At 49.6% G+C, this 13,851-nt stretch carries 11 protein-coding genes; 4 read left to right on the plus strand and 7 right to left on the minus strand.

The features are described from left to right. Nucleotides 1–6 precede the first annotated feature (6 nt). Together HCU74_RS03765 and HCU74_RS03770 are read left to right on the plus strand one after the other, a co-directional pair. Nucleotides 7–1,545 (plus strand): alpha/beta hydrolase domain-containing protein, encoded by a 1,539-nt coding sequence (locus HCU74_RS03765; protein WP_345889649.1) that lies wholly within the window; start codon nt 7–9, stop codon nt 1,543–1,545. A 92-nt stretch (nt 1,546–1,637) separates the two neighbouring features. Beyond that, the gene (locus HCU74_RS03770) at nt 1,638–2,561 is read left to right on the plus strand and encodes a LysR family transcriptional regulator (RefSeq protein WP_168449052.1); all 924 of its coding nucleotides are present in this window, start codon (nt 1,638–1,640) and stop codon (nt 2,559–2,561) included. A 104-nt stretch (nt 2,562–2,665) separates the two neighbouring features. On the opposite strand, the gene HCU74_RS03775 is transcribed toward HCU74_RS03770, so the two are convergent. The 5 genes from HCU74_RS03775 to HCU74_RS03795 all read right to left on the minus strand — a co-directional run bounded on the left by HCU74_RS03775 (nt 2,666) and on the right by HCU74_RS03795 (nt 8,897). Further along, nucleotides 2,666–3,052 (minus strand): AP2 domain-containing protein, encoded by a 387-nt coding sequence (locus HCU74_RS03775; protein WP_168449053.1) that lies wholly within the window; start codon nt 3,050–3,052, stop codon nt 2,666–2,668. 180 nt (nt 3,053–3,232) lie between these two features. Continuing rightward, a complete protein-coding gene (locus tag HCU74_RS03780) occupies nt 3,233–3,634 on the minus strand; it encodes a hypothetical protein (RefSeq protein ID WP_168449054.1) in 402 nt (133 codons plus the stop codon). Further along, the gene (locus HCU74_RS03785; RefSeq protein WP_168449055.1) at nt 3,631–5,241 is read right to left on the minus strand and encodes a carboxylesterase/lipase family protein; all 1,611 of its coding nucleotides are present in this window, start codon (nt 5,239–5,241) and stop codon (nt 3,631–3,633) included. The genes HCU74_RS03780 and HCU74_RS03785 overlap by 4 nt, the downstream gene beginning before the upstream one ends. Before the next feature lie 57 nt (nt 5,242–5,298). Next, on the minus strand, nt 5,299–6,522 hold the full coding sequence (locus HCU74_RS03790; protein WP_168449056.1) for a Vgb family protein: 1,224 nt from the start codon (nt 6,520–6,522) through the stop codon (nt 5,299–5,301). A 50-nt stretch (nt 6,523–6,572) separates the two neighbouring features. Continuing rightward, complete coding sequence (locus tag HCU74_RS03795) at nt 6,573–8,897, minus strand: TonB-dependent receptor (RefSeq protein ID WP_168449057.1); 2,325 nt, start codon at nt 8,895–8,897, stop codon at nt 6,573–6,575. A gap of 271 nt (nt 8,898–9,168) precedes the next feature. Between HCU74_RS03795 and HCU74_RS20280 the strand changes: the two genes are divergently transcribed. Further along, nucleotides 9,169–10,386 (plus strand): dihydrodipicolinate synthase family protein, encoded by a 1,218-nt coding sequence (locus HCU74_RS20280; RefSeq protein WP_168449058.1) that lies wholly within the window; start codon nt 9,169–9,171, stop codon nt 10,384–10,386. 113 nt (nt 10,387–10,499) lie between these two features. Beyond that, complete coding sequence (locus HCU74_RS03805) at nt 10,500–12,053, plus strand: carboxylesterase/lipase family protein (protein WP_168449059.1); 1,554 nt, start codon at nt 10,500–10,502, stop codon at nt 12,051–12,053. Between the two features lie 217 nt (nt 12,054–12,270). Here the strand turns inward: HCU74_RS03805 and HCU74_RS03810 are convergent, their stop codons facing one another. Both HCU74_RS03810 and HCU74_RS03815 read right to left on the minus strand, forming a co-directional pair. Continuing rightward, nucleotides 12,271–13,053, minus strand: coding sequence for an SDR family oxidoreductase (locus HCU74_RS03810; RefSeq protein WP_168449060.1), 783 nt, complete (start codon nt 13,051–13,053; stop codon nt 12,271–12,273). A gap of 57 nt (nt 13,054–13,110) precedes the next feature. Further along, a complete protein-coding gene (locus tag HCU74_RS03815) occupies nt 13,111–13,851 on the minus strand; it encodes an SDR family oxidoreductase (protein ID WP_168449061.1) in 741 nt (246 codons plus the stop codon).

The following is a 13,851-nucleotide window of genomic DNA, read 5'->3' on the forward strand; positions in this document are numbered from 1 at the left end:
ACAATAATGAAAATCTCCGTGTATGCATGTCTTATTCTATTCGTTGTCGCTAGTTACGGATGTGGAGGGTCCAGTTCACCGCCTCGGAAGGTATCGGCAACCAACGCAGGTAGTGACGCAATATCTACCACAGTAGTAGGGCCGATAACGGGCAGGGCATTTAATTCATGGATTTGGCCGTTGGATGAATTCGACTACGAGGAATTTGAGTTCTTTGTATCGGGTGAAGCAATTCCATACGAATTCCAATCTACAGCACTGCCCGTATCAACAACGGAAACCTCTTCGAATACTGGAGTTCAGAAATACAGTACCCGATTTATGGTCTACCGCCCTAAAAATCCGGAGGATTTTAACGGCATTGCTATTGTTGAATGGACGAATGTCAGTGCGCAGTTTGACATACCACTGGATTTAATCTGGGCGCATCCGTTTGCATTCAAACATGGGTATATGTATATCACTGTGAGCGCTCAGGAGGCTGGCATATGTGGCCAAAAATTCGATACCGGCGTGTGTTCTCCTACGTCATTAAAGTCGTGGAATGCGGAGCGCTACGAGTCGCTGGAACACCCAGGAGATGACTATAGCTTCGATATTTTTTCGCAGGTCATTCAGGCTGTTAGGCAAACTACCAATGTGGAATTGCTGGATAATTACCCAGATATTGAGTATGTGATTGCGGTAGGTCAGTCGCAATCTGCTGGACGACTGTCTGGGTATTTATGTAATGGAGCGGATACAGCGGCGCAGGTTGTCGATGGCTTTATCGGCGATGACGACGCAAGAATTGGAACGCAATGCCTGCCACGTGTTCCAAACATTCAACTGTGGTCAGAGTACGCGGCGCGACCGGTAGAATCAACGTCTTCCGAAAATCTGGAAATATGGATGACGCCAGGCGCTCCCCATGAAGACAAATGGCAGTCCCTTTTCGAAGTGGAATTCTCAGGTGCAAACAACCTTGGTGCCGAGCCCTCTGTTAGCGCCGAGGAGTTGAGGGAAACGGCAGGCAACTGGGGGCAAGAGGGGGTGGTAGAGGGCGCCGGAAGCACAGCATGTCTCCCTGAAGGTAATGCCTATCAAAAGCGGTATATATTTAATACGGCATTGCATGCCTTAACTCAATGGATCACCACAGGCCTCAAGCCTCCTACCGCACCGCCGATTGATTTTAATCCCACAGCGACTGTAGGCAATACTTTCTCAGCGCATCCTGGTTCGTATAATCTTGATGAACACGGTAATGCATTGGGTGGTATGCGCCTGCCCTTTATGGACGTGCCCGTCGCTACTTATATTGGTGTGACATGTAGTTTGTTTGGCAAATCAATACCGTTTTCCCTCGCAAAGAATATGACGCTGTACGAAAGCGAGGACGATTATATATCCAAACTTAGTGCCGCCGTTAACAAGGCCGTTGAGGATGGAGTTTTGTTAAGGGAAGACGCAGAGGATATGATGCGACGTGCCTGTGCATTCCCGGTAGTGGGTGGGGAATTGACGAGTTGTCCTGAGGTGAATGCTCAGTCTTACTACGATTAACAACGAATTGTCCGGGGCATCGAAGTTCATTGCCGTCTTTATGCGAGGCACTCTACAACGCGGCGAGTTATCAACATTTCGTGGAATTCAACATGAAAATTAATCTACGTAAGCTTGAACATGCCGCTGTTTTAGCAGAGGAAGGAAACTATAAGAAAGCAGCCCTGCGACTCTGTATCACACAACCAGCTTTGAGCCGAAGTATCGCGAAACTTGAGGAGGAGATGGAGTTCGCGATCTTCGAACGGGCGCAAACCGGTGTGGTTATCACCGCACTAGGTAAAAGGTTTTTGGATCGCGCTAATGGCCTTCTGCAACATGCTAGCGACATGGACTATGACATGTCGCTAGCAAAAAAGGGAATGGGGGGGGAGCTTGCATTCGGTATGGGGCCGTACCCGGAAGCAGCGCTTCTGGAGCGGCTTATCCAAAAAATTATGGATGAAGAAAAAGGCGTTAGAATCAGGGCGGAAGTGACTGGCCCAGAGAACCTGCTAAGCCAGTTGAAAGCGGAAGAAATTGAATTCTTCCTTGCTAACGCAGAGAGATTAACGCTGGAAAAGGAATTCATTTCGTACCCGATATTTGATCTTAAGCTATCTTTCTACATTCGACGAGGGCATCCGCTGGAAGGCAAGGTAATCTGTAATGCCCGCGAACTATTACATTATCCGATTATCGGTACTGTAGCATCGGCCGGGCAGGTAAAGGGATTGAAGTTACGCCTGGGGTTACCGCTAACGTCGGATTTCAATTTCGCGGTGGCCTGCAACGATATACATCTACTCAAATCCTTAGCCAAGCGCAATAATGCAATTATGATCGCGCCGCAGCTAGCGTTAAGTGCAGAAGATCGTGAAGTTTTTATAGCGCTAAACATGACGGGAAATTTGTCTTGTTTGGCCGATGCCCGCGTGAAAATTGACGTGATTCGCTTCGCGACGCGAGAGCTTTCTCCAGCTGCGGAATTAGCGATTAAGTTACTAGAAGAAATGTCTGATACTCTTATTTCGTAGCTCGTTGCGGCATTTCATCTCCAGTAGTTTATGTCAAAAAAATGCGGTCTTCGTGGTGGTAGGGCAGGGCGTCGCTTGAATTATCTTTCAGTATATAAGCTAACCTAAGCATATTGAGGGCGCTCTGACGCCCAAAACACGCCTTTTAGCCTACTGACGCCTTTCCTTCGAGCGTCAATCGCCAGCTCTCTGGCTTTGTCTTCGCCGTATTGCAGTATCGAAAATGTTTGCTTTTCAAAGCTGCCGGGCTTTTCGCCAGGCCACTGGGCCTCCCAATACCAATGGGCCTTTTCGACGCCATTTTTGAGTGTATAGCGTTTGGCATACCTGTATACCCCAGGTATTCCAGACGTGTTGTGCTGTCTGAGCTTTCGGCAAAATTCCTTTCTCGAAATAGCGGGATTTTCCCGAATAATGTTATCTCGATAGGCTTTCGCAGAGTTCAGCGACTCCTCTATTCCGCCGTGCTTCTTGTCAGCAAAATTTTTCACGATTTTCTTATTTCGCCGCTTCAAACTAACCCGCCAGGAATGTGATCGGCTACTATCGTTATCTATCCGTGAAATGCCATACATTTCGTTCCGTTTTTTCATAACTTACGTTTTAAAATCACCTCGTTATCTGGCTCGTGGAGGATGTTGTGAATACCTTGGGAGTAACACTCGCTGGCATTAGTCATTTGTCTCGCGGTTCCCCGACACCTCTGACGATCCGTAATCCGTGTTGATCTTTCCAGTTAATGAGTTGCCTTTAATTACCCCGTCGAAATCTGCATCGATATCCTGTCCCATTACAGACAAGGTTGTGGAAAATGTTACGCGGCTTCCGTCGGTAGCGAGATTTTTAATGTCAGCATCTCCCATGCTTTCGGTTGATATTTTTCCAGTATTGTCGGCGTGAACGTGAAGCGTCATCGCAGAACTTCCCATTATTGATTTTTTTACGAGATTCCATTTTCCCTCTATTGTGTCGGTATACGCATCCATCGTTGTACACATCAACGCTGCGAAAAGCGCATATGTGGCCGTGGATTTTTTCGGTCGGGAATTCGGGCGGGTGAACGTAGGTCTCATTTTTTATATCCTGCTGTATTAATGGTCGTTTTTTTCTTCAACTCCAGCCAAAAATCGCACATATGGTCTTCGTTAAATGTATTGAAGTGCTTCAATCCAGACGAGTCGGTGCTAAGAGAAAAGTAGTTTTGGGAACGGATGTTATAGGGCTGCCATTTCGGTAGTGAATCACTGTTTGGGTCACTACTCCGAGCAAAGTTTACCCAGTAGGAAATCATCGTGTCAGAAAGTGTTAACTGCTCAGGCGTTAAGCGGCCCGCGGGAACTTTTCCGCTTGAAGATTGGAAAACGAATGTGAGTTCTGTTGCATGGGTTGGCCCCAGGGACATCGGAAATATAGATGGAGGGTTCGGCTCACGAAATTCATAGGCATAGACAGGTACATTCTGCTCTGCAAGCTGTTGAATATCTCTGTAGGTAGGGCAGCTGTAGGATGAATCGCCATACACCGCTGCCAAAGCTTCTGTCCGAGTAGAATATTTAGCGGGATGGTATCGCGAGAAGACGGCATCAGCTTTATCTGCTCCGAATTTCGTTTCGAGCTCCGCTTTGTACAGCTCCTCGGTAAGCGTCTTCTTTCTGATGTCGTACATGATAAACGCGAGAAATTTCCCCTCGAACTGGTTGGCACCTTTTAATACCGGCACTTTATTAACAATCTTTGGTTCATACACTGCATTATGAAAGCGAGGTAGCGTTTTTCCGTCCGCGTTAAACCGTGGGCTGTTACGACTGCTAATAATATTCGCTGAACCCTGAGCTTTGATTAAGGTTTTTACGGACTTGGATCGCAAACATGAAAGTTGCTCGTCTGCTTTATGACTGTCGCATCCGGCTCGTTTCGCGAAATCATTTGCGAGACGATAGCTCTCGTCCGGAGTGAGTATTGAACTGAGGCATGGGCCGCTCTGGATTATTGCTTTATGGAAAAGGTCTTTCGACTCAGGTGACAATAGATGGCCGCATACCGAGCGTCCGCCGGCGGATTCGCCGAAAATTGTGACGTTGCGCGGGTCACCGCCAAAATGCGCGATATTTTCTTTAACCCACTTTAAGGCAAGTTGCTGGTCTTGTAATCCGTAGTTGCCGCTGCGGCCTTTCCCTTCCTTGGCAAGTGAGGGCGTAGCCAGAAATCCGAAGTATCCAAGGCGATAATTCAGGCTTACTGCAACGACATTACCTTTTTTAACTATCTGGCTTAAATCATAGGATTCGCTCGATCCAGTTGTTAAACCGCCTCCATGTATCCAGACCATTACGGGTAGATCGCGCCCGGTGAGTGGTGTGTAGACGTTTAGTGTGAGGCAGTCTTCGTCGGTACTGCCGCCGCCGCCAAAGCCACCGGCCTGGGGGCAAGACGCGCCGAATTTGCTGGCGTCGCGTGTGCCAGCCCATTTGCTTGCGGCTTTCGGTGGAGCGAAACGCAGGTTTCCGACTGGCGGAGCGCCATAGGGAATACCGCGAAATTCTCTATGTTCGGAGGCAATGCCTTCCAGCGTGCCCTGTTGAACGGTGACCGTTGAAGTGCCCGCAGCGGTAACGAGCGGCAAGGCCGCTACTGTCACCGCGCTGAGCCATGTAGATAGGATTAGTCTCATCGATTTCATAGTCAGAACTCAGTTTTCCTAAAGTACTGGTCGTTGGGGTTCACTGAAGTCCACATGCTAGGATTTGACGATTTCCATTCTTGCGATATTGGAACCGACGGTTTCGGTCCACCAAAGTACGCCTTTACTATCGAATTGGAGTACAAAAGGCATTCTGCGCGAGTGGCGTTCACCGAAATGAGAGACTTTACCGTCGGTAGTGATGCGGCCAATCGTGCCATTGCGGAACTCACTGAACCACAAGGCGCCGTCGGGTCCTGCGGTGATTTCCCGCGGGTGCCTTGCGTCAGGGCCTTCAGCAATTGAGAAGGTCGTTATCTTTCCGTCCAAAGAAATTCTACCGATCTTGTCGGTCATCGGCATACAGAACCAAAGTGCGTTGTCTGGACCTACGGTTAAGTGGGACGGCGTCTCGCCTTCCTCCGGTACTACGAACTCGGCGAATTCGCCCGCAGTGGTCATACGCCCTATCTTGTTGCCGAAATTCTCGCAAAACCACAAATTTCCATCGGGTCCGGTAACGATGCCATTCGGTCCACTTACCGGAGTGGGTACGTCCCAATCAGTAATTTTCCCGTCCATCGTGATACGTCCAATACGGTTGCTGAGAAATTCCGTAAACCACATTGCGCCGTCAGGGCCAGCACAGATTCCAAACGGCGCGTTGCTCGGATGGGGAAGGTTATCGTCGCTAAACCAGGACGAGCCAAACCGCCCTGCCTTTTTCTTGATTTCTTCTATCGGCACATTGGGCGTTGAGGGAATGTCAAACTCGGTAATTTTGCCGGCTGGTGTGATACGTCCGACGCTGTTTCCTGCGAAGTTTGTAAACCACATATTTCCGTCGGGACCGGCCGCTAATCGATGTGGAGAGCACGGCTCTTCGACGGCAAATTGTTCTACTTTATCATCGTTGGTCACTCGCCCAACGGTGAAACCTTTTATCGTAGTAAACCAGACAGTGTCGTCTGGCGAGATTCCCAGCCCGACCGGTGCGCTTCCCAGAATATCGCCGATTTTGCCGCCTGGGACTGGAATTCTCGTAATCTTGTAACCGAGTCCAGGTGCCCCTTCGGCTATTGCAGTGCTTGTTCCTGAGGAGGTGGATATACCCTTTTTACACCCTGCTAATGCTACAGCGAGCAAACCTATTCCTGCTGTAATAACGGTGCGACGACGTGGTTTGTATAATTCGTTAGTCATTTTCGCCTCTTTATCCATCCGGCTAAGCAAGATGAAATATTGTTGATACCTGATTCTGCTATGGCGTTCGATTTCCATTGCTGGTAACCGAACGCGCTCATAGCGATATGTTTCGGAATGCGACTGAATTAATCGCCAAAATTGTACTTGAGTTCAACACCATAGGTTCTGGGGTCACCATACACATTGGTTACCGTACCGAGCGGCGCGGCTACCTGGGTATTCAAGCGGTATAATTTGTCAGACAAGTTCTTGCCGTAGACAGCAGCGTCGAAGCCGGAGCCGAAAATTCCTTTCCAGTCAAGACGAGCCCCCCAGATGTCATAGGCGGGTAACTCTGCCTCCTCAATTCCTTCGTTGTTGTCGTCCGAATACGTGGAGCTTACGTACTCGTAGTTAACGCTGGCGGATAGGAAGCCTGCCGAAGTGTTTACCGCGTATCCGGTAATCAGGCTGAAGGTGTGTTCTGGCGCTTGCGCAAAAGAGTTGCCCGATGCGTCTCCCACAACAGGGTTAACGAATTCATCGTACTTGCTTTGCAAGTAGCCATAGTTTGCCGTGAAAGAAAGTGATGAAGTGGGGCGTACCGACAGTTCGATTTGACCGCCATACAGCGTTGCTTCTGCGGCATTCAGTACGATCTTGTGAGGACGACCATTTGACGTTTCAACGGTAACACCACGTAAAATATCTTCATACTTGGAGTAGAAGGTCGCGATATTCGACCGTACTGGTATACCGAAGGGTTCCCAAGTGCCTTTTAAGCCCATCTCTATATCGTATAGATGCTCAGGCCTGTATGAGCGAAACTCTTCTTCCGCATCGAAGTTAAATCCCCCGCTGGTGTAGCCTTTACGTGTAGTGGCGTAGACGATCACATCGGGGTTGAACGAATAGTCGGCAGATAAATTGTAAGTGATCGCGCTAAATTCGTCGGAAATTGTCTGTACGCAATTTTCCTGGTCTACACTTTCGTCCGACTCATCCAGGGCGCAATCTCCGCCGCTGTATGATGAAAAGCGGCCTTTTGCCTTATCCTGGGTATAGCGTATACCACCGGTTAAAGATAGTTCCGAAGTCGCGTGATAGGTTATCTGCCCGTAAATTGCCTTGGATATATCAGGCGCAATGTAGTGAACGATCTCCGCACTGTCCTCGTCGATGGGGTCGTTGACTTCCGGTTGATAAATATCACCAAGTGCTGGTTCCGCCGCGAGTAATTGCGCGTATGAATCTCTCAGTTCATGTGCGTAGTAAATGCCCGTTTGGTAATCCACCTTGTCGTCAAATGCACTACCCAGAATTTGTAGCTCCTGGGTGATGAGCCGTGTGTTGATGTCTACTCCGCCAACAACAACAGGTAGTGGAATAGACATAATAGAAGCAAACACGTCTTCCCTGGACTTTCCATATCCAGTGAGATAGCGAAGCGTTGACGACCCCATGTCTATCGATAGAATATTGCTCAGGGAGAATCGAGTATCATTTGAAGTGTGGGGGTAGGGAAGATCAGCTGATCGCTGTCCGCGCTCCTCCTGCTCGTCGAGATACTGTTGATAAAAAATCGGGGTGTAAAGCAGTCGCACAATCCCTGTTGGCTGCTGTGCAACCGGGCCGTCCTGGTTGATTTGTACTCCAGGATGTTCGTCACGCTCGGTATAGTTCATAACGGTAACGTTTGACAGCGTTTCGCTGGGCTCCCATGCCAGAGACAATCGATAGTTTTGGCGATCAAGGGTATTGAGATCCGGGCCGGATTCGTTTTCAACGAGACCATCGCGGTATCTGGCCTGGCCGCCCATTCGCATTTTGAAAGAGTCGCTGACCGGAATGTTAAGTGTTCCTTCGCCTTCGCGATAATTGTAACTACCACCTTTTGCTTTTAAGTAGCCTTCAAAGTTATCGGTAGGTTTCTGTGGCACGAAGAGAATTGCGCCACCCGTACTATTACGTCCAAACAAAGTGCCCTGTGGCCCTGTTATCGCTTGTATCGAGGATACATCCCATAATTGAAACTCGATCTCATTGTTTCGCACGGGTATTTCCGCAAAATAGCTGGTAACCCCACTTTTTATTCCTCGAAGAGCAAACCTGGGCGGTTGGGCCAGCCCCCCCTGATGAACGCTTAGGGACGGTACTACGGCGCTAAGGTCGGTTCCGGAGGAAATGCCGCGACTTTCAATGTCCTGTGCACTGATATTGGTGACGGCAAGAGGGACAGACTGCAGTGACTCCTCCACTCTTCGGGCCACTACCACTACTTCTTCAAATCCCTTTTTTGACTTAACCTTTTCCTTTTCATCGCCTTCGGCGTAGGCCATGTTACCGGCGAGAAAAGGCGCTGCGAATATCGCGCTGGTGTTAATGAGATTTTTTATACTTTTGGATGCAACCCTTGAACTCATAGGCATGGAACATTTTCCCATATGACGTTTGTTATTAATGTTGTGCATAAGTTAATTCGTTCCTAGGCATTACGTCCAATGAGTTTATTTCTTTAAATTGATGCACTGAGGTTATCGGTCGAGTTCAGCGTTGGAGTTATTGTTGTAAGCCGATAACCAGAGGTATTCAGTCTTGAAATTATTATGCATTGGACACAAAAGTTGTTCTCCATAGATACTCCACTATCGTTACTCGTAGTGACGTGGCTGTAGCGAGCTACATGGATGACGAAAGAAAGGCGAGTGGAGTGGTTGAATAGTGGGTGATCAGGAGGCGTAAGTGAATCGTAGAGACATAATCAAGGCAGCTGCTGTGATGGGCACCGCTGCATTTGCTACTACAGTAGCGTCGTACGCTGCGTCGATGACGCGATCATCCGGCCTGGCCGATGACAATGCGGATTCTTTGAGTGCGCAAAAAAAATGGGCCCGCGAAAACATGAGGGGAATTGAGAATATCCTGCTACCCTCGTTTCATCCAGACCTTACAACTGTTGACGAGGACGCCCTTCGTATCGAAGTACGCAATACTGCGGCACAGGGATTTTGCTCTACGGCTGTATTTCCTGTGTGGGTGAAAGAGTCCGATCCACGCTGGCGCCCGATGAGCGAGGTTATCATTGATGAGTGTCGTAAAAACGCGCTCTTTATTTCAGCGGGCGCGGGGGGCAGGGTAGCTAACGGAGCGAAGCCGGTCATTGATCGCTTGTTACTACTCGAGAGTATGGGATTCTCACATGTGTTACTTTCGTTTTACGGCGACAGTAGCACCTCAGAGGAGGCGCTGTATGAAATGTATCGAGAGTGTGCGGAATCGACTGCGCTTCCCATTATTTTGTACGCAAATATCCAGCCGAATATGCGTCATCTTGGACCTCAGGGAATTCCGGTCGGCGTTTTTAAACGCCTCGCAGCGCTGCCAAATATCGTCGCGATAAAAATATCCCAGCCCGTTGATCTGACGACGACCTTTCGGATTTGCGATCAGTTATCGGAAAGTTTGCTTTGCGCGCCGGTCAATCTCGATTTTGTCCCGCTTTTATCACGTTCATTTAGTAATATTCAATACAGCGGCCAGTGGTGCGCAGAAGCCGTTCAGACCCCGGGTAACCCCCTGGCAGTTAATCTAATGAGTTCTGTGATTGAAAAAGATTTCAACAAGGCTTTCGCCACGTATGAGCAGATGCAAGCGGCGATTCAGGAATTTTACAGGTTGCAAGCCCCGACCATTGTGGTTGGGGGGCATCCCTGGTTGCATTTGAAGTACTATTCCTGGCTAGGTGGAGGTAACGGTGGCTTGTTGCCTGATTTGGGTAAATCTATTGAACAAGTGCCCCCTCTGACGGCAGCGGACAGGCGTACTATGCGCCAGGCTTTTCAACGCTCCGGTTTACCGATTAACGACGCAGATGAGGAAGAGTTTATTGTGGGCCGCGCCGCTTGGGCGCGGGGAGTAAGGGTGAATGATTTTCAAACTCATCCGCTGTACATAAAGTAGCGGTCTCCAATTAAATCTGGTTGCGGACTTACGCTGAAATTTGCTCTCCAGTCTTGTAGTATCAATACTCTGTCTTGCGAGAGACGTTAGTTTCAGTACTTTGGGAGAAAGGAATGGACCCGCAACCAGAAGTCACCCTGAAGTGTGGGCGGGTGAGGGGACGCTATGAGAGCGGTATAGCTGTTTTTCGTGGAGTTCGATATGGCGCACCCACCGGCGGCAAAAATCGCTTTCGCCCCCCGGTGCCAGCGGAGCCCTGGGATGGCGTCTTTGAAGCCGATGCCTACGGCCCGCACTGTCCCCAGCCAGACCTTGGGTTGATTGCCTCGAGTCCGCTGGCGGCATTGTTCGGATCGGTTAACGGCGAGGCCAGCGAAGACTGTTTGCGACTGAATATTTATTCGCCGTCGATTGACAATCGAAAGCGTCCGGTGATGTTCTGGATACACGGGGGGTATTATACCTTTGGCTCAGGTAATGAGGCCTTGTACGATGGAACCGCAATGGCATCGTCGGGGGATGTTGTAATCGTTTCCGTTACCCACCGGCTTAATCTTTTCGGTTACTTGTTACTTGACGGCGCTGGGTCTGAAGATTTCGGTCAAAAGCCCAACGTGGGCCAGCTTGACCTTGTTTTGGCACTGCAATGGGTGCGGGACAATATCGAGAAATTTGGCGGAGACCCTGAGCAAGTTACCCTTTTCGGCGAATCCGGTGGCGGCCGGAAATGCGCGCTGCTAATGGCTATGCCTGCGGCGAAAGGGCTATTCAAGCGAGCGATAATTCAAAGTGGCCCGGGTACGCGAGTCGTTACGGCGGATTACGGGCGTCAGTTGGCAGATGCGCTGTTAGATCAGCTGGGTATAGCCCGCGCAAACCTTAGCCAGCTGCAGGATATTCCAGTTAGCAGGCTGTTGGAGGCACACAGTGTTGTTGCTCAGTCAAAGCTGGGACAGTCCCGGCAGCCCGGTTTTATCTACGGTGGATTCAGTCCGGTATTGGATGGCGAGGTAATGCCTTCTCACCCGTTTGACGAAGTGGCTTCACCGCTATGCGATGATGTTTCTATCCTTATAGGAACAAATCGTGACGAACAAGCACTTTTTCTTTTGCTTGACCCGGAATATCGCTCAGGTTCGCTTAATGAGCAGAAATTACTGGAGCGTCTTGAGGGCATTGCCGGCGACAGGGCGGCAGATGTACTTGACATATATCGCCATAATGAACCGGATGCGAGCGCAGCGGATTTATTGGTGTCTATTGAAACCGATCGGACATATTGGTATCACTCGGTGAAACTCGCGGATGCCAAGGCCGCACAGTCTGCACCGGTATTTATGTACCGTTTTGATTGGCCATCACCAGCCTTGGGGGGCAAGCTCAAAGCATGTCATGGCGTTGAGATTCCCTTCGTTTTCGGCAACCTCCAAGTGGGTGCAGGACTGGTCGGCGAAAGCATTGAAGCTGAGGATATTTTCCGGTCTGTTAGTCAGGCCTGGATGAACTTTGCAAAGACGGGTAAGCCAGACTGCCCGGCAATACCTGATTGGCCAAGCTATAGCCTACCGCAGCGTAAAACGATGTTGATCGATGTGAATTGGCAATTGGTTGACGACCCGAAAGGCTGGGCGAGAGAGTTGTGGGCGAGTATTGAGATCTCTCAGTGAGATTTCCCCGCCCAATAAGGCCGTGGGCGTATGAGATTTGCTTGAGCTGGGCGACATTCAGGGCGTTTAAATGATATACGCCCCGTATGGGCGTATATCGAGTCTGCTTAAAGCGAACGGGCGATCAGGACTTTCATTATTTCGCTGGTGCCGCCCCACAACTGCTTTGATGTTCCGCCGATAGCATTCGCGTATGCAACGTCTACGTCATAAGGCCTTATGCGACGCTGCATATTCCACCATCCACCAAAATATCTGTGCCAGTAATAAAGGCAGATTTTGCACTGAGTAAAAATTCAATACAGTCGGCAATGTCGTCGGGCGACCCCATGCGCTGCAATGGGGTTGCATCGATAAGCGAACGCAGAACCTCAGTTTGCTGCTGTAGTTCGGGGTTTCCCATCGGGGTATCGATAATACCCGGCGAGATACTATTGATGCGGGCTTGCTTTTCAGCCCATGATTTCGCCGCTTTTCGGCACAGATGGATGACACCAAATTTCGCGATGCCATAGGCGACGTTTCGGTCTGTCATATCCATCCCCGCGTCTTTCAACTTTGTAATAAGCTGATCGGAGAAGGGGGCCTCCAGGGCTTGAATAACAGTAGGGTCGTTTGTCGTAAATTTACGACCGGCAATGGAGGAAATGCACACCATCGCGCCGCCAGGTCTGACTAACTCTCGAAAAACGTCAATGCAGTGGGCTGTACCGATAAAATCAACGTCGATAATTTGCTGAACCGAGGCCATCACAGGCGAGACGCCTGCAGTAATTACAATGTTATCTATATCTATACAGGCTGCAGCAAGGCTTTTGATGCTCTCTAAGTCACTTATATCGCAATAAACCGCGTCGGCCATATACTCTGCAGCTAGTTCCTTTAACGTTGCCTGATTTTTGTCGGCGATGGTAAGCCGTCCTGCCTTGGACAGTCGTTCTGCAATGCAGCGCCCCATGCCTGATGCGGCGCCAATAACGAGTGAATGAGTTTGGTGCATGGGCGTGCCCTGTTTGTCGAATTATTGAGTTTAAAGCGTGTGTTGTCGTTGTCGAGCTTAACTCGAATCGCCGCTACGTACGTCAAGCCGGTTGATTGTTACATCCTGTGGTAACTCGATAATGTGCTCGATCATTGTGGCTACGCGACTTGCTGGCATAGGCGATCCGCCGGAGCGGAGGCTGCCGGAGTCTTCCGCGAGCTTGAAAAAGGCTTCTGCGACCTCCGGCGGCCAGGCTTCGCCGAAGGCCGTGTCAGCCATATAGCCAGCGCGCAATGAGGTCAGCTGAATACCGAAATCCTTATACAGCTCGCCGCGTAGTCCGGTAAACGCAGTTTCAACCGCTGCCTTGGTAGCGGCGTATATCGAGAGCAGGGGGAAGGGTTTATCCACCGACTCGGTTGAGATGAAAATAGCGCGGCCACCTCGTAATAGTTTCAGGCTATATTGCAGGCACAGCAGTGCCGATGTGATATTGACGGCAATATTTTGCTCAAGATCGCTGGTATCCATTTGTGAAAATGGCATGGGGATGGTTTGAGCAGCATTCAAGATCAATGCATTGATGTTTGAGCTGACACCGTTAACTTGTTTAAATGCCCTGGCAATGGAGTCTTTATCGGCAAAGTCGGCGTGAATCCAATGAAGGTGATTAGGGTAGTTCTTTAATAGCTCCCCGAGTTGGCCCTGACTGCGTGAGAGCACAATTACCTGAAAGGATTTTTCCAGCAGCCGTTGTGTTGTGCACAGCCCGAGGCCTTTGCTGCCACCAGTAATAAGTACGGTTTGAGTGGTCAT

It is taken from the genome of Spongiibacter thalassae (assembly GCF_012272835.1).
GTDB lineage: Bacteria > Pseudomonadota > Gammaproteobacteria > Pseudomonadales > Spongiibacteraceae > Spongiibacter > Spongiibacter thalassae.